The sequence below is a fragment of the Pannonibacter phragmitetus genome, from assembly GCF_050510895.1.
GTDB classification, from domain to species: domain Bacteria; phylum Pseudomonadota; class Alphaproteobacteria; order Rhizobiales; family Stappiaceae; genus Pannonibacter; species Pannonibacter phragmitetus_B.
In genome coordinates this window covers 927,884-946,251 of sequence record NZ_JBNINT010000001.1, presented here as the reverse complement: position 1 = coordinate 946,251, position 18,368 = coordinate 927,884, and the positions used below count along the sequence as shown (strand labels likewise).

The 18,368-nt window shown below is 60.7% G+C and carries 15 protein-coding genes; 7 read left to right on the top strand and 8 right to left on the bottom strand.

Going from position 1 to position 18,368, the window contains the following annotated elements; genetic code table 11:
* Nucleotides 1–186: 186 nt before the first annotated feature.
* The gene (locus tag ACQB61_RS04440) at nt 187–789 is read right to left on the bottom strand and encodes an FMN-dependent NADH-azoreductase (protein WP_430511658.1); all 603 of its coding nucleotides are present in this window, start codon (nt 787–789) and stop codon (nt 187–189) included.
* Nucleotides 790–1,068: 279 nt separating this feature from the next.
* Between ACQB61_RS04440 and ACQB61_RS04435 the strand changes: the two genes are divergently transcribed.
* On the top strand, nt 1,069–1,389 hold the full coding sequence (locus tag ACQB61_RS04435) for a hypothetical protein (RefSeq protein WP_430511657.1): 321 nt from the start codon (nt 1,069–1,071) through the stop codon (nt 1,387–1,389).
* Nucleotides 1,390–1,445: 56 nt separating this feature from the next.
* Here ACQB61_RS04435 and metH read toward each other — a convergent pair whose 3' ends face one another.
* The 4 genes from metH to ACQB61_RS04415 form a co-directional block, all read right to left on the bottom strand.
* On the bottom strand, nt 1,446–5,174 hold the full coding sequence (metH, locus tag ACQB61_RS04430) for a methionine synthase (protein WP_430511656.1): 3,729 nt from the start codon (nt 5,172–5,174) through the stop codon (nt 1,446–1,448).
* Nucleotides 5,175–5,308: 134 nt separating this feature from the next.
* Complete coding sequence (gene metF / locus ACQB61_RS04425; protein WP_430511655.1) at nt 5,309–6,223, bottom strand: methylenetetrahydrofolate reductase [NAD(P)H]; 915 nt, start codon at nt 6,221–6,223, stop codon at nt 5,309–5,311.
* A gap of 1 nt (nt 6,224) precedes the next feature.
* Nucleotides 6,225–7,238: an ArsR/SmtB family transcription factor gene (locus ACQB61_RS04420; RefSeq protein WP_430511654.1), complete on the bottom strand. Its 1,014-nt coding sequence runs from the start codon at nt 7,236–7,238 to the stop codon at nt 6,225–6,227.
* A gap of 328 nt (nt 7,239–7,566) precedes the next feature.
* Entirely contained in the window at nt 7,567–8,652 is a 1,086-nt protein-coding gene (locus ACQB61_RS04415) for a DUF2336 domain-containing protein (RefSeq protein WP_430511653.1), read from the bottom strand.
* 394 nt (nt 8,653–9,046) lie between these two features.
* On the opposite strand from ACQB61_RS04415, the gene ACQB61_RS04410 reads away from it, so the two are divergent.
* Nucleotides 9,047–9,970, top strand: coding sequence for a LysR substrate-binding domain-containing protein (locus ACQB61_RS04410; RefSeq protein ID WP_430511652.1), 924 nt, complete (start codon nt 9,047–9,049; stop codon nt 9,968–9,970).
* A 9-nt stretch (nt 9,971–9,979) separates the two neighbouring features.
* Here ACQB61_RS04410 and ACQB61_RS04405 read toward each other — a convergent pair whose 3' ends face one another.
* Entirely contained in the window at nt 9,980–10,615 is a 636-nt protein-coding gene (locus tag ACQB61_RS04405; RefSeq protein ID WP_430511651.1) for a helix-turn-helix transcriptional regulator, read from the bottom strand.
* Between the two features lie 474 nt (nt 10,616–11,089).
* On the opposite strand from ACQB61_RS04405, the gene ACQB61_RS04400 reads away from it, so the two are divergent.
* Together ACQB61_RS04400 and ACQB61_RS04395 are read left to right on the top strand one after the other, a co-directional pair.
* The gene (locus tag ACQB61_RS04400; RefSeq protein ID WP_430514289.1) at nt 11,090–13,072 is read left to right on the top strand and encodes a putative bifunctional diguanylate cyclase/phosphodiesterase; all 1,983 of its coding nucleotides are present in this window, start codon (nt 11,090–11,092) and stop codon (nt 13,070–13,072) included.
* Nucleotides 13,073–13,152: 80 nt separating this feature from the next.
* The gene (locus ACQB61_RS04395; protein WP_430511650.1) at nt 13,153–13,413 is read left to right on the top strand and encodes a DUF2293 domain-containing protein; all 261 of its coding nucleotides are present in this window, start codon (nt 13,153–13,155) and stop codon (nt 13,411–13,413) included.
* A 55-nt stretch (nt 13,414–13,468) separates the two neighbouring features.
* Here the strand turns inward: ACQB61_RS04395 and ACQB61_RS04390 are convergent, their stop codons facing one another.
* Nucleotides 13,469–13,843, bottom strand: coding sequence for a RidA family protein (locus ACQB61_RS04390; protein ID WP_430514288.1), 375 nt, complete (start codon nt 13,841–13,843; stop codon nt 13,469–13,471).
* Nucleotides 13,844–14,354: 511 nt separating this feature from the next.
* Here ACQB61_RS04390 and ACQB61_RS04385 point away from each other — a divergent pair.
* The 3 genes from ACQB61_RS04385 to ACQB61_RS04375 all read left to right on the top strand — a co-directional run bounded on the left by ACQB61_RS04385 (nt 14,355) and on the right by ACQB61_RS04375 (nt 17,500).
* Nucleotides 14,355–16,031: a methyl-accepting chemotaxis protein gene (locus ACQB61_RS04385; RefSeq protein WP_430511649.1), complete on the top strand. Its 1,677-nt coding sequence runs from the start codon at nt 14,355–14,357 to the stop codon at nt 16,029–16,031.
* A gap of 216 nt (nt 16,032–16,247) precedes the next feature.
* Nucleotides 16,248–16,601 (top strand): hypothetical protein, encoded by a 354-nt coding sequence (locus ACQB61_RS04380; protein WP_430511648.1) that lies wholly within the window; start codon nt 16,248–16,250, stop codon nt 16,599–16,601.
* Nucleotides 16,556–17,500 (top strand): alpha/beta hydrolase family protein, encoded by a 945-nt coding sequence (locus tag ACQB61_RS04375; protein ID WP_430514287.1) that lies wholly within the window; start codon nt 16,556–16,558, stop codon nt 17,498–17,500. The genes ACQB61_RS04380 and ACQB61_RS04375 overlap by 46 nt, the downstream gene beginning before the upstream one ends.
* Before the next feature lie 115 nt (nt 17,501–17,615).
* Here ACQB61_RS04375 and ACQB61_RS04370 read toward each other — a convergent pair whose 3' ends face one another.
* Nucleotides 17,616–18,245: an MOSC domain-containing protein gene (locus tag ACQB61_RS04370; protein ID WP_430511647.1), complete on the bottom strand. Its 630-nt coding sequence runs from the start codon at nt 18,243–18,245 to the stop codon at nt 17,616–17,618.
* Nucleotides 18,246–18,368 lie beyond the last annotated feature (123 nt).

Here is an 18,368-nt window from a genome sequence, read left to right as displayed (position 1 = left end):
CGATGCTGGCGCGTGCCCCCTCAAATTGACCAGCCCCCGCAACGGCATGGGCAACTGCCAATCTGAGGGGTCTGTCAGGAATGGGCGTTCTCCGCAGACCCCAGGCACGGCCCTAAAACGGAACAGCCGCCCTTTCGGGCGGCTGCGGAATTCATAACTCTGCCTTGAGCCAAGCTTTGCCTGAACTCAGGCAGCCTTGGCGATGAGAGCGTCGATGGCCTCGTTCGCAGCCTTGATGCTGCCTTCTGCGTCCATCGCCAGCTTGTCGGCTGCAACGACTTCCACATCGGTGATGCCGAGGAAGCCGAACATGTGGCGCAGGTACGTGGTGGCATAGTCATAGGAAGAGCCGACCGGCGTACCGCCAGATGCCGCGACGATATAGGCCTTCTTGCCCTTCAGCAGACCTTCCGGACCGGCTTCGGTGTACTGGAAGGTTTCGCGAGCGCGGGTCACCAGATCGATCCAGGACTTCAGTGCTGCCGGAATAGCGAAGTTGTAGACCGGAGCTGCGATGACGATCACGTCAGCGGCCTTGAGTTCGGCAACGAGGCTGTCGGACAGGGCGAGTTTCGCCTTCTGCTCATCGGTGCGGGCTGCCGGGTCGGTGAAGTTGGCACCGATCCACTCTTCGTCGAGCAGCGGGAAGCCGGCGGCAACGTCACGGGTCACGGTCTGGGCGCCAGCGATCTTGGCAGCAAGGCCGTTCACCAGCTTTTCGGTGAGATCACGGGTCGCGGAGCCTGCCTTGCGGGCAGAGGCATCAATCTTGAGAATGGTCTTGGACATGAAAGCTCTCCTTGGAGGTGAAGTGCCGGTTGTTCGTAGCGGTACAGATAAACCCGCATCTCCCGGAGAACTAGGTCACCGTAAGTGAACAGTGTGTTCGTGCCATCCGGAAAACACGTTATCTAAAGGCGATTAAACGCTGACCATTGCGCATCAAGGCAGCCCCATGCCCGCACAAATCCGATGGCAGCGTTTCCTCCCCTCGAACAGCTGTTTTCACACCTGTCTCCCCGTTGCGTCCCAGTCTTTGCCAGTCATCCTCTGACAAGGAGTCATTTCATGAACATCATCTGGGGCGTTGTGAACGCCAACGGCAGCATCGCATCCGGCAGCGGTGGCGCCGGGAGCTACGAATTCGACGTCATCAATGAAGGTCCGGGGATCTACCAGATCTCGTTCAACGGCAACTTCGCAGGCGTGCCAGCCATCACCGGCTCACAGGTCATGTACGGCAACATGGCCGAGAGCTCGCTCGACAATGTGGTCTTCCCCTACCTCACGGCCGCCAGCGCAACCGCGATCACCGGCGCATCGAATGGCGCAGCCGGAAATCGCAGCTTTTCCTTTATCGCCGTGGGCGAGTCGTCCAGCGGCCGCTGAAACCCCGCGAGAGGCAGGCAGCAGAGCGGTGCCGCCTGCCTCTCAAGTCCTGCGCCTCACTCCGCCGCCGTGCGGCGGCGGCGGTCGTAGTTGAGGATCGGCGCGAGCCAGCGCTCGGCGTAGGCGAGATCCCAGCCCTTGCGCTGCGCGTAGTCCTCCACCTGATCGCGCTCGATCTTGCCGACGCCGAAGTAGTGACTGTCCGGATGGCTGAAATAGAGGCCTGAAACCGACGAGCCAGGCCACATGGCATAGCTTTCCGTCAGCGTGATGCCGGTCGCCTCTTCCGCGCCGAGCAGATCAAACAGGGTGCGCTTTTCGGTGTGGTCCGGCTGGGCCGGATAGCCCGGTGCCGGGCGGATACCCTGATATTTCTCCTCGATCAGCTCCTCATTGCTGAGGGTCTCATCCGCCGCATAGCCCCACAGGTCCTTGCGGACGATCTGGTGCAGCTTCTCGGCAAAAGCTTCCGCAAGACGGTCGGCCAGCGCCTGGCTGAGGATCTTGTTGTAGTCATCCCCTGCCTTGGCATAGCGGGCAGCAAGTTCATCTTCGCCGTGACCGGTGGTGACGGCAAAGCCGCCCACCCAGTCGGCGATGCCGGAGCCTTCCGGTGCCACGAAATCGGACAGGGCCACATTCGCCCGTCCGCCTGCCGTGCGGGCCATCTGCTGGCGCAGAGTGTAGAAGGTGGCAATCGGGCTGCTGCGGTCTTCGCTGCCAAAGAGCAGGATGTCATCGCCGCGTGCCTGCGCAGGCCAAAGTCCGGCAACGCCCCTTGCCGTCAGCAGCTTCTTTTCGACGATCTCGTCCAGCATACGCCGGGCGTCATCATAAAGCGCCTTGGCAGCTGGACCATACCGGTTGTCCGTCAGCACGGCCGGATAGCGGCCCTTGATCTCCCAGGTGGAGAAGAAGGGCGTCCAGTCAATTACCGGCACAAGCTCTTCCAGCGGGAAGTTCTCGAAGCGGGTGATGCCTAGCTTGCGCGGTGCCTGCGGCTTGCGGGTGAAGTCGCAGGTGAAGGCATTGGCGCGGGCATCAGCAATGGACACGCGCGCGCCAGAGCCGCGTGCATTGGCATGCGCTTCTGCGATCTCCACATATTCCTTGCGGATTTCTGCATAGTAGGGCTCACGCTGTCCCTCGCTCATGAGGCGCGAGGCAACACCCACCGCACGGCCGGCATCGGTCACGTAGATGGCCTGTCCACGGGCATAGTTCGGATGGATCTTCACCGCCGTATGGATGCGGCTGGTGGTTGCCCCGCCGATCAGCAGCGGCACATCCAGCCCCTCGCGCTCCAGTTCAGCGGCGACATGGCACATTTCGTCGAGGGACGGGGTGATGAGGCCGGACAGGCCGATGATATCCACCTTCTCCGCCTTGGCCGTCTCCAGGATCTTCGTGGCCGGCACCATGACGCCGAGGTCGATCACCTCGAAATTGTTGCACTGAAGCACGACGCCTACGATGTTCTTGCCGATGTCATGCACATCGCCCTTCACCGTCGCCATCAGGATCTTGCCCGCAGAGGACGAGCCCTCAAGGCCGGAGAGGCGCTTTTCCTCTTCCATGAAGGGCATCAGATAGGCCACGGCCTTCTTCATCACGCGGGCAGACTTCACCACCTGCGGCAGGAACATCTTGCCCGCGCCAAAGAGGTCTCCCACCACGTTCATGCCGTCCATCAGCGGGCCTTCGATCACGTGCAGCGGACGCTCCACGGTCTGACGGGCAGCTTCGGTATCCTCAACCACGTAATCGTCGATGCCGTTGACGAGCGCATGCTCCAGCCGCTTGGCCACAGGCCATTCGCGCCAGCTGAGATCGGCTTCCTTCTTCTTGCCGCCCTCGCCTTTCCAGCGCTCGGCCGCTTCCAGCATGCGGTCGGTCGCTTCGGGCGAGCGGTTGAGCACCACGTCCTCGCACAGGTCACGCAGCTCCTTGTCGAGGTCGTCGTAGATGGCGAGCTGACCAGCGTTGACGATACCCATGTCCATGCCACGCTTGATGGCGTGGTAGAGGAACACCGAGTGCATCGCCTCGCGCACGCCCTCGTTGCCGCGGAAGGAGAAGGAGAGGTTCGACACGCCGCCCGACACATGGGCGTGGGGCAGGTTCTGCCGGATCCAGCCCGTCGCCTCGATGAAATCGACGCCGTAATTGTTGTGCTCCTCGATGCCGGTAGCCACCGCGAAGATGTTCGGATCGAAGATGATGTCTTCCGGCGCAAAACCGGCCTTTTCCGTCAACACCTTGTAGGAGCGGGTACAAATCTCGGTCTTGCGCTCGAAGGTGTCGGCCTGCCCCTTCTCGTCAAAGGCCATCACCACCACGGCCGCGCCATAACGGCGCACGAGCTTGGCCTGCGCCAGGAACGCCTCCTCGCCTTCCTTCAGCGAGATGGAATTGACGATAGGCTTGCCCTGCACGCACTTGAGGCCCGCCTCGATCACGCTCCACTTGGAGCTGTCGATCATGACTGGAACACGGGCAATATCCGGCTCGGCAGCAATGAGGTTCAGGAATGTGACCATGGCAGCTTCCGAATCCAGAAGCCCCTCGTCCATGTTCACGTCGATGATCTGCGCGCCGCTTTCGACCTGCTGGCGGGCCACATCCAGCGCAGCCGAATAGTTGCCTTCCTTCACCAGCTTGCGGAAGCGGGCGGAGCCGGTAACGTTGGTTCGCTCGCCCACGTTGACGAAGTTGATTTCAGGCGTCAGCACGAAGGGCTCAAGCCCGGACAGACGCATCAGGCGCGGCACATCGGGCAGCACGCGCGGCGCCTTGTCGGCCACGGCTTCAGCAATGGCGCGGATGTGGGCCGGCGTCGTGCCGCAGCAGCCGCCGACGATGTTGACGAGACCAGAAGCCGCAAATTCACCCACGAGCCCCGCCATATGCTCCGGGCTCTCGTCATATTCGCCGAATTCATTGGGCAGGCCCGCATTCGGATAGGCGCAGACCAGCGTATCGGAAATACGGGCAAGATCAGCCACATGGGCGCGCATCTCCTTGGCACCCAGCGCACAGTTGAGGCCGATGGAGAAGGGCTGTGAATGCCGGACAGAATACCAGAAGGCTTCCGCCGTCTGGCCCGACAGGGTACGGCCGGAAAGGTCGGTGATCGTGCCGGAGATCATCACCGGCAGGCGGAAACCCTTTTCCTCGAACACCTCGTCAATGGCAAAGAGCGCGGCCTTGGCATTGAGCGTGTCGAAGATGGTCTCGACCAGCATGATGTCTGCGCCGCCGTCGATCAGACCGCGTGCAGCCTCAGCATAGGCCTTGCGCAGATCATCGAAGCTCACGGCGCGGTAGCCGGGATTGTTCACATCCGGCGAGATGGAAGCCGTACGGTTGGTCGGGCCGATGGCACCGGCAACAAAGCGCGGACGCGCCGGATCCTTGGCGGTCACCAGCGCGCAGGCCTCGCGGGCAAGGCGGGCGCTCTCGAAATTCAGCTCATAGGCCAGCGCCTCCATGCCGTAGTCGGCCTGGGCGATGGTGGTGGAGGAGAAAGTGTTGGTTTCAACGATGTCCGCCCCGGCCTCAAGATAGGCCACGTGGATGGCGCGGATATCATCCGGGCGCGTCAGGCTCAGAAGATCGTTGTTGCCCTTGAGGTCCTGCGGCCAATCGGCAAAGCGGCTGCCCCGGAAAGCCTCCTCATCCAGCTTCAGCGTCTGGATCTCCGTACCCATGGCGCCATCCAGCACAAGAATGCGCTTGGCGGCGGCAGCGTGGAGGCGGTCGAAAACGTCAGACTTCTTCAGCATGGATGTGATCCGGTTCCTGTCACACAAAAGGTCCGCCACGCGGACCTGAAGATCATTTCTGCCCGGCGCAGGCCTGAAGCTCCGCGCCGGATGTGTTTCTTAGATGCCCTTCCGGTTCCGGTCCGGCCCAACCCTCACGCCACCTGACGCGCGGTCTCGCCCTGCCCCAGCCCCAGCATGTGGCAAAGGGCGAAGGTCAGTTCAGCGCGGTTCATGGTGTAGAAGTGGAAGTCGCTGATGCCGCGGTCGACGAGATCCATCACCTGCTCATAAGCAACAGCCGCACCGACCAGCTTGCGGGTTTCGGCATCATCATCAAGGCCGGCAAAGCGGCGGGAAAGCCATTCGGGAATGGAGGTGCCGCACCCAGACGAGAACTTCACCACCTGATCGAAGTTCAGGATCGGCAGGATGCCCGGCACCACAGGAATGGACAGACCGGCCTTGGCGATACGCTCCAGATAGGCTTCGAACAGGTTGTTGTCGAAGAAATACTGGGTAATGACGCGGCTCGCGCCAGCGTCGATCTTGCGCTTCAGATTGTCGATCTCGACCTGCCAGTCCGCGCTCTCGGGATGACGTTCCGGATAGCCGGAAACGGAAATCTCGAAATCGCCAATGGCCTTGATCCCCGCCACCAGATCGCTGGCATAGGCATAGCCGTCCTCACGCGGCGCATAGGCCGTACCGATGCCCTCCTGCGGATCACCGCGCAGAGCCACGATATGGCGCACGCCAAGGTCCCAGTAGTCCTGCACAACCGCATCCACATCTGCGCGCGAGGCGCCGACGCAGGTGAGATGGGCAGCCGGCAGCATCGGCGTTTCCTTAAGGATGCGTTCGACCGTACGGTGGGTCCGCTCACGGGTGGAGCCGCCCGCGCCATAGGTCACCGACACGAAGGACGGCGACAGCGTCTCAAGGCGCTGGATGGTGGCCCACAGGGTCGCTTCCATCTTGTCTGTCTTCGGCGGGAAGAACTCGAAGGACACCTTGACCGGAGCGCTCTCGCTGCCGCGCGAACGGCGGGCGTCGGAGGAAGTGGACATATTACGCAACCTCGCGGGTTAGATCAGCCAGTGGCAGGTCCGTCACGACCCTCGGGTCGCGCGCCAGCCACAGGGTGACAGTCAGTGCTGAATGATTGCCTGCGGCGGCAGGCACAAGATCGGTGACGTCTTCCACGTCAAGTCCAAGCCCCTGAAGCCAGCGGCCCATCTGCTCGCGGGAGAAGCCCAAGCGGCGGTGAGCGTGCTCCTCGCGCAGGAACTCAAGCTCATGCGGGGCAAAATCGACAATCATCAGCCGCCCGCCGGGGCGCAGCGCGCGGGCAGCCTCAGCAAGGGCGCGGGCCGGATCGTCGAGGAAATGCAGAACCTGATGCACCGCCACCACGTCAAAGGACGCAGGCGGCACATTGAGCGCATAGATGTCGCCATGGCGCACCTGCGCCTGAGTCAGCCCCTGCCCGGCCAGATTGGCACGGGCTACGGCCAGCATGTCATGCGAGGCATCGACGCCAAGCGCCGTGGTGTACAGCGGGGCAAACAGCTCGAGGAGACGGCCGGTGCCGGTGCCAAGATCCAGGAACGACTGGAAGGGTTTGTTGCCAAGGGCGCGAAGCATGGCGGCTTCCACCTCACGCTCGGCCACGTGCAGCGAACGCTCCTGATCCCACACCTGTGCCTTGGCCGCGAAGTAGGCAGCCGCCTCCTCTGCCTTGGCCTTGCGCAGACCATCAAAGCGGGCGGCATCGGCCTCCAGCACGTCGTCTGTTGGCATAAGCCGGTCCACGAGATCACGAGCAAGATCCCCGGCGGCATCCTCCGCCAGCCGGTAAAACACCCAGGAGCCTTCCGGATAGCGGCGTACAAGACCGGCCTCTGCCAACAGCTTCAGGTGCCGGGAGATGCGCGGCTGGCTCTGACCGAGGATTGCCGTTGCATCTTTCACCGTCAGTTCGCTGCGAGCGAGCAGCGCCAGCAGCCGCAAACGGCTCGGCTCACCAGCCGCCCGCAGGCCCGACAACAGGTCATCGATGGAAAGATGCTGATCGCCGCTCATGCCGTCCACACCGCTCCGCCACAATTGGCGTTTCTTGATATAAAGATATCTTTATACCACGCCAAGCCTACGTGCAAGCCCTGAGGCGCCTCATGTTCCGGCACAAGGTGAAGAAAGGCTTCATGTGAGCGGGAAGGTGAAGGACCGTATTCAGAGCATCAGCCACCCCGGCCAAGTGACTCTGGCGACTCGCAATTCCGCCCTGCACACCGCTGGATCCAGGCACAGATCACACACCCGTTCAGGCCTTGCGTTAACCGCCAGATCCCAGAAAAAGGCCCGGATCTCTTTCGAGCCGGGCCAGATCAGCGTGAGGCGCTGTCGAAATTCAGTCAGCGGAAAGCCCATCGCGCTGGGCGAAACGCTGACGGGCGTCGTCAACCCGCATGGCATCAAAACGCGCCAGCGCCTGGGCGCGGGCCTGCACCGTGAGCCGGTGACGCCAGGGGCCGACCTTCAGCAAGGTCGCCACCGTCAGTGACGACAGATTATTAGCCTTGGCAACAATGAGGAAAGGCTCCACATCAAGACGGACCATCCAGTTGCTGGCCTCGGTCAGGCTGACCTTGGTCAGGGAGGCGAATGCCACCACCGCTTCGGCGAACCGGTCGTCTGCCGCCAGCCAGCGCAGGCTGCTCTCGCTGAGGCGCCCGTCACGCATGAGGCTCAGCACCCGCGTGCGCGCCGCTTCAAAGTCGTAACGGCTCAGCCAGTAATCATTCGACATGCGCTGCTCGGCAATGCGGGCTGCCTGCGGCAGTTGCTCTGCATCAGCGAGCGCACCAGCGATCACCAGTTTCTGGCGGACAGATTCGGTTGCCACCTCCACCAGCCGGGCGATATGCGCGTCAGCAAGATCGCGGCGCTCGCTCAGCGCAAGCTGCAGGGCATGGTCCTCGGCGGCGGCATCCAGCAGCCCCTCGAAGCCCTCCAGCGAGAACGCTGCACCTGGGTTGGAGGCCACACGGCGCTTGACGCGAATGTCGCCACGGCGGACCAGAACGTCTGTGACTTCCTCGGACAGAACTTCACGCTGGGCGATGGCAAGGCGGTGGGCATTGCTGTTGACATCGGCAATCCCGGCGAGTTCAGGATCCTTGAGCACTGTGGAGCGGCGCAAAAGAGCTTCGGCGACTTCAATCTCATCACCCGCCAGCTGGCGGATCGTACGCTCCGGCCCCCGGCGCAATTCAGCAAGCCGCTCGGCCACAAAGCGCCGGACTTCCACTTCCACCATGTTTACCAGCCGCAACAGGACTGCATCATATATGCCGACCTGTTCGTCTGAGCATTTGTCCGAAGTCAGGGAGAAAAGGACGGCAACGTGACGGGCGAGTTCCGCCTTCCGGTCTGCGCTGGCTTCGGACGATAGTCCGCCAAAGTTCACAAGCTCCGTCTGCAACGCTTCTGTCATCTCTCAACCCACATTCGAGGACACCCCAGCACCCTAATAGCGATTCTTGAAGATAAGAGTAACGGCAAAACGTATTCTCTAAATTTGTTTTACCAACTATCGTTTAAAATTTTAGTCAAATCGATTTTTATTGTTAGTTCAAGAGTTTGCTTTGGAGGGAACCCGTACCACAGGCAAGATCCCCGTGCCTGAAGCTTGTGCGAAGCTTGCGGAACTGCGTCTCAAAGTAATATTACGTAGCGTAATTTTTGAACCAGATATAAAAAAGGGCGGTCCACAGGACCGCCCAGTCTGGCACCAGTAGCTGGAAACTACTCACCTGGCGATCATGCCGGAGGGTAATGATAAGGTCTAATAGGATTGATTCGGCTGCGGAATAAGATAAACTGATCACATGATCTCACTCCGCCAGCTTCGCTATCTCGACGCCCTTGCCACCCACCTCCATTTCCGCAAGGCAGCGGAGGCCGTGGCCGTCACACAGCCCGCCCTCTCCATGCAGATCAAGGAACTGGAGGAAAGCCTGGGCGTCATGCTGGTTGAGCGGCGCTCTGGCCTTGCCCGGCTTACGCAGGAGGGAGAGGAGGTGGTAAGGCGCGGGCGGCGTATCCTCGCCGATGTGCGTGATCTGATGGATTACGCACGCCACCGTGGACAGCCACTCACCGGTCCGCTACGCCTTGGCATCATCCCGTCGATTGCGCCTTATCTTCTGCCCCGTGTTTTGCCCAAGCTGCAAAGTGGCCACCCGGACCTGCGGCTGACGCTGCGCGAAACCCTTACGGACGTGCTGGTACAGGAACTGATGGCAGGAGAACTCGACGCCATCATTGCCGCGCTGCCACTCGGCCAGCCGGAGCTGACCACCCTGCCCCTTTTCGAAGACCGCTTTCTTCTGGCGGTACACAACACACCCGAACTCGACGAGCGGCGGCGGATCGGCATTGACGAGATCCGCCAGGAGGAACTGCTTCTGCTTGAGGAGGGGCATTGCCTGCGCGACCAGGCGCTCAACTACTGTCAGATCGTCACCTCAGGCCGCCGGTCCTCTTTGGGCGCGACCAGCCTGGCCACAGTGATGCAGATGGTCGCCGCTGGATATGGCGTGACGCTGCTTCCCGAAATTTGCGCGGATGTGGAGGTCCGTGACGACCGGGTTGCCCTGCTGCGTTTTCAAGATCCGCAGCCTGCCCGCATGGTCGGCCTTGCCTGGCGCAGGACGTCTCCGCGCCGCAAGGACTTCGAGATCCTGCGCGACACGCTTGCGATGACATTGAGCGGATTGGGCGTCGCAGCAACGCCGCTGGAAGATGGCTAGGACACGCCCTCAGGCAGCAACCCGCTCCCGAATGCGGTAGACACAACGCCGTCCGCCAGACAGCAGATGCTCGCAGCGTTCAATTTCGGCCTGCGGCCCCAACACACTTGCAAAAAGCGACAGCTCTGACCGGCAAAGCCCCTGACAAACGGACGCCGCCGCGCAGATGGAGCAATGGTTTTCGATAAAAAGCCAGCTCCCGTCAGCCTCCCGCTCGACTTCAGCCATGTATCCTTCCCGGTTACGAAGGTCCGCAAGACGGGACAAACGGTCGGACAGAGCCGAAGCACCAGACAGCGCGCTCTCGTAGCTCGCCAGCATCTCTTTCTCGCGGAAAGCAATCAGATCATCCACACCCTGTGCGCCGTGAAGCTCGCGCAGGCCCGAAAGAAGCGACAGGATAAGGGCCGAATGATTGTCCGGGAAACGGGCGTGACCTGCAGCGCTCAGCGTCCATACACGGCGTGGACGGCCCACGGCCCCCTTCATGTCCTCAAAGTCAACCTGCTCCTCCTGCAGCAGCCCATCCAGGTGCTGACGCACGGCAACAGGCGTGACGGAGAGCGAAGCGGCCAGTTCCGCCGCTGTCTGCGGACCACCAGCCTTCAGGGCATTGAGAATACGGGTACGGGTTCTGTCTGACATGCACAGAACATAACACGGGACCGGACATATAGAAAGATTTCACTTTCCATATTCCGAAATCCGATTTAGAAAGAAAAACTTTCTTTATAGGAGGCCATCATGGTTTTCAGCAGAGCCCGTCAACATGCCGTCACACTTGCCGCTTTCGTTGCAGCGTGCCTCAGGCGCCCTACAGGCAGGCGCGACAGTACTCTCCAATTGCTTGATTTGCCCCCAGAGCTCCTTGACGACATCCCGCTGCCGCAGAATGTCCAAGAACGGCTGCAGCAAGAAAGAGAAATACAGAAGCGAAGCCTGCATATCTTTCTGCAGCGATGAGAATATCCCAAGGCCCTTCCAAAAACCCAACGGGATAAAGGCCTTAAATATGAACATGCCTTTGCGGCAGAGTTTCAAAAAACGCTAGTTCGCATTAAATGCAAGTTATCACTTTGGCATCATACTCTCTGAAAAAGGAGGGTGCCCAAAGTGAAGATGATGCACCGCTTTATGAACTGGATGACTTTGTCCGGGCAAAAACCGGAAATCCTTCAGGCGCAGTTCAGAGAACTGCGCCGGCAGGTTCCGTTGCTCTATGCCTTGCTGATGGTCAATGCGGGTGCTGTCTCTTTTACTCACTATGGCCTGGCGCCGGACTACCTGACTATCTGGCTGCTCCTGCCGCTTTTCCTCATCTGCACTGTCAGGGCAATCTCCTGGCTGCGCCGGCCGGCGGAAGCGGTATCTGCGGAAGAAGCACTTTATCAGCTGCGCAAGACGCTTTTCCTGAGCGGCGTGCTGGCGCTTGCCTATGTCGCCTGGTCGCTGGCTCTCGACAGCTACGGTGGACCGCTGGAGCGCGGGCATGTCGCGCTCTTCATCGCGATCACTGTGGTCGGCTGCATCTTCTGCCTGATGAACCTGCCTCAGGCTGCCCTGCTTGTCATGGTGTTGGTCACTGGCCCCTATATTGCCTATTACGCGCATCTGGAGCTTACGGTCTTTCATGCCATTTCGATGAACATTTTCCTCGTCAGCCTCGTTCTGATTCAGGTGCTGTTCAATGGCCACAAGGCTTTCACCAAGGTCATTCAGTCTCAACAGGCCCTCGCACTGAAGCAGCAGGAGACCGAACGGCTGAGTGAGGAAAACGCCATCCTTGCCCATACGGATGTGCTCACTGGCCTGCCAAACCGCCGCCATTTCTTCTCCGCCTTGCAAAAACGCATCCAGGAGGCCTCCACAGCCAACACCAGCTTTGCTGTCGGCGTCCTTGATCTTGACCGGTTCAAGCCGGTCAATGACACCTACGGCCACCATTTTGGGGATTTGTTGCTGGCAGAAGCAGGTGACAGGCTGAAGGGGCTGACCAGCAGCAGCACACGCCTTCAGATCAGCCGCCTGGGCGGTGACGAGTTCGGCATCATAATCGAAGCGCCTGACAAGGATCTGGAGGCGCTTGGCCAATCGATCTGCGACATCATTGCCACCCCATACGAGATCGAGGGGATATTCATCCGGATTGGCTGCTCCTGCGGCCTGGCAGTCTTTCCGGACGCCGGGCGCACGGTCCACGAGCTGTTCGACCGTTCCGACTATGCCCTTTACAACTCCAAAACCGGACGGCGAGGTCAGGCGACGCTTTATTCCGTGGAGCATGAAAGGCAAATTCGCTCCGACCGCGCAATCGAGAGCGCCCTGCAAGGCGCTGATCTGGAGGAGGAATTCGAGGTCTTCCTGCAGCCCATTCTTGACCTCCGGCAAGGCAGCATTAGCGGCTTTGAAGCACTCGCCCGCTGGAACAGCCCTATTCTCGGGCAGGTCCCGCCGGATCAGTTCATTCCGCAGGCAGAGCGCTCCGGCCTGATGCGCCGCCTCACCATCTCGCTTTTTGCCAAGGCTCTTGCAGCGATGAGCCAATTGCCGGCGCATCTCTCCCTGTCCTTCAATCTGTCAGCGCATGACATCACGAGCAAGGAAACGGTGCTCACCTTGCTCACCCTGCTGGGGCGCAGCCGGATACAGCCAAGCCGGCTGATGTTCGAGATTACGGAAACGGCCGTCATGCGCAGCTACGAAGGAGCCGAACAATCCATGCGGCTGCTGCGCCAGACAGGTGCACGTCTGGCGCTCGACGATTTCGGCACAGGATACTCGAGCCTTGGCTACCTTCACCGTCTGCCGATCGACCGGGTGAAGATCGACAAGAGTTTCGTGTCGGGGATCGATGACCCGAACGGAACCGGGATTGTCTCCTCGGTCATCGCCCTGTGCCGCTCCATGTCGCTGGATTGCGTGGTTGAAGGCATCGAGACAGATGCCCAGCGCGCAAGGCTGGAGAGCCTTGGATGCCGTTACATTCAAGGTTATCTTATTGCCCGCCCGATGCCCGCAAAAGACGTGGCAGCATGGCTGGAGCGTCAGGACTATCATCAACACGCCGCAGTTAGAGGCGTCGCTTTCATGCCTGTGAACTGAACAGATGGGGGACACGGCAGGTGCCGGATGAAATCGGCCTTGTAGTGCCAGCAACAGGAGGCACGCGCCGGCAGAAGGAGATGCGCAAGTCCCTCCGCCAGCTCGCTCCGCGCATTCCCTTTTTTGATGCACAAGCTGTTCTGTCCGGCGCTCTCGCCGGGCACCTGCGCCACCTGCCGCCCTCCATTGCCTTGCAGCAGGCCCTGACATCCCATATCCGCCACACAGCCACTGAGTACGACGCGCTTCTTGCCGAAGGCTATGACCGGGACTCTGCACGGCATTTCGTGCTGGATGACATCAATGAATGTCTCGCAGACTGGGGGCTGGCCTGCGCGTGACGGAGGAGGACGGGGACTAGCCCCGCCTCATATCAAGAGCCAGAGAACCGGCGCTTCACGGACGCCGCGCGACGAGATCAATCTCCACAAGCGCATGAACGGCAAGACCGGTCACCCCGACGCAAGTGCGGGCGGGAAGCTTTCCCGGTGCGAAGTAGCTGCTGTAGGTTTCATTCATCTGCGCATAATCGCGGTGGAAGTCCGTCAGATAGACGCGGGCCATGGTCACGTTCTCCAGTCCGAGCCCGATGCCTGCAAGCACCAGCTTGAGGTTCTCCATAACCCGAGCCGTCTGCGCGGCAATCCCCTCCGGCAGCGGCGCATCCGGGGCAGCCGGATCAGTGGGCATCTGCCCGGTGATGAATACCCAGCCATCAGCCTCGACCGCATGGGAGAATGGCGCGACGGGACGCGGCCCGCCGGAAATCATGTGATGGATTGGAAGCAAACCGGTCCCCTCTGTTTCTCGTTTCCGCCGCACTGGCAGCATCCGGACATTCCTGCGTGCCTGCTGGCGCATTCCAGAAGCCGATCTAACAGGGATTCTTCACGGCGAGCCAGCGCTTCGGCACGTCAGAGAGCATGGGAATAACTTGCGCAAAACCCGGTCAGCAAGCAGTCATTCAAGAGATCCCGCCACAGAAACAGCCATCATCCGTATTGTTTCAGACACAGGGATGTCCCTCCGGCCAGATCGTGGCGAGACGCGCAAACTGGACTGACGCTGATCTTTTCATTTGCATACAAATAAAAAGCCTTAACACAAACGTCATGCTCTTCACTACGCAAATCTACAAAAGTTCAAAACAAACAGAAAATAACCTTACGTACTTTTCGATTTTTATATAACAACACACCAGAGACAAACAACTTATCCGATTAATTTCATGTAAAGATTCTGATGTTTTGATCCAAAACACTTTCATGCGAGGGGCGAAAGAATGACGATCAAGCAAAAAATGCTCGTTCTGTCACTGATGGCACTCAGTGCCGTTTTGCTGACGGGGCTAATACAGATTTTTTCACTGCGCAGCACGATGCTGGAAGAGCGGCGCGATCTTATCCGTTCACAGGTTGAGACGGCACAGAGTGTCGTGAAGGCCATTGCAGAGGAAGCGAAGGCGTCTGGCCTGCCGCTTGAGGCCGCGCAGGCCAATGCAAAGGCCGTTCTGCGCAGCATGCGCTTCAACGGCAACGACTATTTCCTCGCCATTGATGCCAGCCCGGCCAATCAGGGCCTCATTCTGGCACATCCGAGCGCATCGGTCGAAGGCAAGAACCTGTGGAACTCCAAGGACCCTTCAGGCAATCTCTTCGTTCAGGGCGAGATCGAAGCAGGGCGCAAAGGCGGTGGTTTCTCCGAATTCCTGTTCCCGCGCCTGAATGAGACGGAGGCATCCCCCAAGCTTGCCTACACCATGAACTATGACCCGTGGCAGTGGGCCATCACGTCAGCGCTCTATATCGACGACATCAGCGCCGCCTTCTATTCGGAACTCTTCACGATGCTGACGTGGATGGTGCCGCTGATCCTTGTGATTGCCGCAGGCACATTCATGCTTTCCAACAGCATCACCCGCCCGCTGGAGGCCATCACAAGCGTCACGCGTCAGCTTGCAGACGGCAACATGACCGTCACCATCCCCGGCACTGGCCGCAAGGATGAGATCGGCCATATGGCGGAAGCCACGGAAATCTTCCGGAACACGATGATCCGCGCCCGTGATCTGGCCCAGTCTCAGGCCGCAGAGCAGGCCCAGCGCGAGACGCGCGCCCTGCATATTGAGGAGCTCACCCGAAACTTTGACGCGAGCGCTGCTGCGCTGTTGCAGGCCGTCACCCAGTCCGCTTCCGGCATGGAGGGCAGCGCCCAGAATATGGCCCGTATTGCCGAAGGCACCAACTCCAGCTCGTCTGCCGTTGCTTCGGCTGCGCAGCAGGCTGCCGCCAATGTGCAGACGGTTGCCTCCGCCACGGAAGAGCTGAGCTCTTCCATCTCCGAAATTGCGTCGCAGGTTTCCCGCTCCTCGCAGATCGCCATGCAGGCGGTGGATGAAGCCCGGCGCACGGACGGCCAGATCCAGGGCCTTGCCAATGCGGCCAACAAGATCGGCGAAGTGGTGGACCTCATCCGCGCCATCGCCGAGCAGACCAATCTCCTTGCTCTCAACGCCACTATCGAAGCGGCGCGGGCGGGCGAAGCGGGCCGGGGATTTGCCGTGGTGGCCGCCGAGGTGAAGGAACTCGCCTCGCAGACCTCCAAGGCAACCGAGGAGATCACCTCCCAGATTTCGGCCATCCAGTCGGAAACGCGGGTGGCAGTGGACGCGGTTCAATCCATCGGCAAGACGGTGGAAGAAATGAACCATATTGCGGCCGCCATCTCGGCCTCCGTCGAGGAACAAGGTGCAGCCACCAGCGAAATCGCCCGCAACGTCGAGCAAGCCTCGCGCGGCACGCAGGACGTGACGGACAACATTCTCGAAGTCTCACATGCGGCCAGCGAAACCCGCGGTGCGGCATCGAGCGTGGAGCAGGCTGCAGCAGCGGTGACACGCGATGCGCTGGCGCTTCGCACCGAAGTGGAGAGCTTCCTCAGCGGTGTCCGCGCAGCCTGACAGCCAAGACCACACGTTATGGCTGAGAAGGCCGGGTCCCCGTGGCCCGGCCTTTTCGTTGCCACAGGACCGGCACATTGACGCCGCACTATCCCGGCACAAGTTGCATCCGGAACACTTTCACGCTTGCATTTCCTTCGAGGTCATCATGAAAATCAGGCACTTGCTAGCAGCGGCCCCGCTGCTTCTTTCCCTCGCTGTCCCCCTGGAACTGCAATGGCCGAAAACAGAATAGATACCATCCGTCCCGATGCGCCGGTGCGGGCAGCCTATGGCAGCTACGGCGTCGGCGTGACAACGATCGAGCTGACCAATCCGGGCCAGATCGATGTGCTCAACTCGGAGCCAGGCAAGGAGCCTGTGCGCTATGACCGCCCGCTCACAGTGGAGCTGTTCTACCCGGGAGCGGCCACTGCAGAGCCCACCCCGCTCAATGCCATGATGCGCGATGGCAGCACCATGATCGAACTTCATGGCCGCTCGTCACGCAGCGCGGAACAAGACCGCAGCGGCGCCCCTACCCGCTGGTCATCATTTCCCACGGCTATCCTGGCAACCGGTTTCTCATGAGTCATTTGGCGGAGAACCTGGCCAGCAAGGGTTATGTTGTCGCGTCGGTCGACCACACTGAGTCCACCTATGACAACAAGGCCGCCTTCATCTCGACGCTGGTCAACCGGCCCGTGGACCAGATGTTTGTTCTCAACGCCATGGATGAGCTTGCCAAAACCTCCGGCGGCCCGTTCGAAGGCCTGCTCTCCACGGAAAGAACCGGCCTAATCGGCTACTCCATGGGCGGATATGGCACGCTGATTTCCGGTGGCGCAGGTCTTTCCGATTTTGCGCTGGAAGCCGGCTGGGCAAATGGCAAGGGTGCGTTTCTTGAGCGCCACCTGGCAGGTAGTGAAAGCCATGAAGCGCTGGTCGATCCGCGCCTGAAGGCCATCGTCTCCATTGGCCCCTGGGCGCGCAAATCAAATGCGATGAACGCCGAAGGCCTTGCAGGCCTCCGCGTTCCGGCCCTGATCGTGGGCGGCAATCAGGATGATATTTCCGGCTACAGCGACGGCATCCGCAAGATCTGGCAGGAAGCAAAGGGCGCGGACCGATACCTGCTGACCTTCGTCAACGCCGGCCACAATGCAGCGGCCCCCATGCCTGCCCCGGCAGAAAGCTACGCCTTCAGCGAAGCCATCGGCTTTCCGCCGTTCCAGCATTATGCCGATCCGGTCTGGGACAGCGTGCGGATGAACAATATCCTCCAGCACTTCACCACAGCTTTCCTGAACATCAACCTCAAGAGCAAGACGGACGAGGGCAAGTACCTCAAGCTCCTGCCCTACGCCGAAGATGGCGTGTGGTCGATGAATGCGGAGGGCAAGCCCAACGCAGACCACACCTACTGGGAAGGCTTCCCGGAAGGCAGTGCCATCGGCCTGCGCTTCGAGCATCTGGAGAAGGGGCAATAAGACCAAGGCTCTGAGATGCTGGCGCATCACGCCTTGAAGTTGCTCATGCGCAGCGCGGGCTTGGCCAACACTCAATGAGTTGAGCTCATTGTGTGTTGGCACCCTCTTCCCCTTATCAGCCAGGATAGATCCAATGCTCCGGCAGATGCGCCGTGATCGCGTCGCCGGGCAGGATACGTCCAGGCAGTTCGACGAAGGCAACAAGACCGCGCAGATATTGCGCGGTCTTCGGGAACAGCAAATCAAGCCCTTCGCGGCCCGGCACGTTCTCCGCAATCTTCCGGCCAGCCGCCCGGCAGGGTGGGTTGTAGCCATCCACCCGCAGCACCGCCCCGCTCTCGAACACGAGCCGCGTGCGCGGTGGCAGAAGGCTGAGGCTGGGAATGCCTTGCGTCACCACATTTCCGCCGATCCAGCCAGCAGGCAGCGCGTCCAGCTCCATGCGTGACGCTATCAAAGCCAGCTCCTCCGCCGACAGGATGGAGAGCTGACGCTCGTTTGCCATCACCGTACCACGCGGATACCAGGGCTCCCGCCCACCCGAGCGCCGGGTGCGCCCGCCGTGCCGGTCTCCCTCGATGCCGTCAAAGGTCAGATCCAGAGCTTCGCAGGGGACGGTCGCAAAGTCTGACTTCTTCCCCGTCCGCAGCACTTCGGCGGTCTTGCCCGGGATCTTGCGCGCAGGCACCCGCTGCAGCTGCGCCAGCCCGTCTGCCTGCCCTGCCTCACTTGCCTCAACACTCATACCACCTAGCCTCCCGGCATTTCCGTCCTAGCCCCAAGCTTGGATACTTAGCGCAGGCATGTGGCGGCGGCCAATGAATTGGCGTGAAGTGAGTATCACGCAAATTGCACGCAGGAGGCGCAC

What these genes read in the sequence shown, in the direction of transcription:
- ACQB61_RS04415 (WP_430511653.1), bottom strand. Translation starts at nt 8,652, where the DNA reads ATGACAGAAGCGTTGCAGACGGAGCTTGTGAACTTTGGCGGACTATCG.
- ACQB61_RS04380 (WP_430511648.1), top strand. Translation starts at nt 16,248, where the DNA reads ATGGCCGAAAACAGAATAGATACCATCCGTCCCGATGCGCCGGTGCGG.
- ACQB61_RS04440 (WP_430511658.1), bottom strand. Translation starts at nt 789, where the DNA reads ATGTCCAAGACCATTCTCAAGATTGATGCCTCTGCCCGCAAGGCAGGC.
- ACQB61_RS04400 (WP_430514289.1), top strand. Translation starts at nt 11,090, where the DNA reads ATGATGCACCGCTTTATGAACTGGATGACTTTGTCCGGGCAAAAACCG.
- ACQB61_RS04420 (WP_430511654.1), bottom strand. Translation starts at nt 7,238, where the DNA reads ATGAGCGGCGATCAGCATCTTTCCATCGATGACCTGTTGTCGGGCCTG.
- ACQB61_RS04435 (WP_430511657.1), top strand. Translation starts at nt 1,069, where the DNA reads ATGAACATCATCTGGGGCGTTGTGAACGCCAACGGCAGCATCGCATCC.
- ACQB61_RS04395 (WP_430511650.1), top strand. Translation starts at nt 13,153, where the DNA reads ATGCGCAAGTCCCTCCGCCAGCTCGCTCCGCGCATTCCCTTTTTTGAT.
- ACQB61_RS04390 (WP_430514288.1), bottom strand. Translation starts at nt 13,843, where the DNA reads ATGATTTCCGGCGGGCCGCGTCCCGTCGCGCCATTCTCCCATGCGGTC.
- metF (WP_430511655.1), bottom strand. Translation starts at nt 6,223, where the DNA reads ATGTCCACTTCCTCCGACGCCCGCCGTTCGCGCGGCAGCGAGAGCGCT.
- ACQB61_RS04410 (WP_430511652.1), top strand. Translation starts at nt 9,047, where the DNA reads ATGATCTCACTCCGCCAGCTTCGCTATCTCGACGCCCTTGCCACCCAC.
- ACQB61_RS04370 (WP_430511647.1), bottom strand. Translation starts at nt 18,245, where the DNA reads ATGAGTGTTGAGGCAAGTGAGGCAGGGCAGGCAGACGGGCTGGCGCAG.
- ACQB61_RS04385 (WP_430511649.1), top strand. Translation starts at nt 14,355, where the DNA reads ATGACGATCAAGCAAAAAATGCTCGTTCTGTCACTGATGGCACTCAGT.
- ACQB61_RS04405 (WP_430511651.1), bottom strand. Translation starts at nt 10,615, where the DNA reads ATGTCAGACAGAACCCGTACCCGTATTCTCAATGCCCTGAAGGCTGGT.
- metH (WP_430511656.1), bottom strand. Translation starts at nt 5,174, where the DNA reads ATGCTGAAGAAGTCTGACGTTTTCGACCGCCTCCACGCTGCCGCCGCC.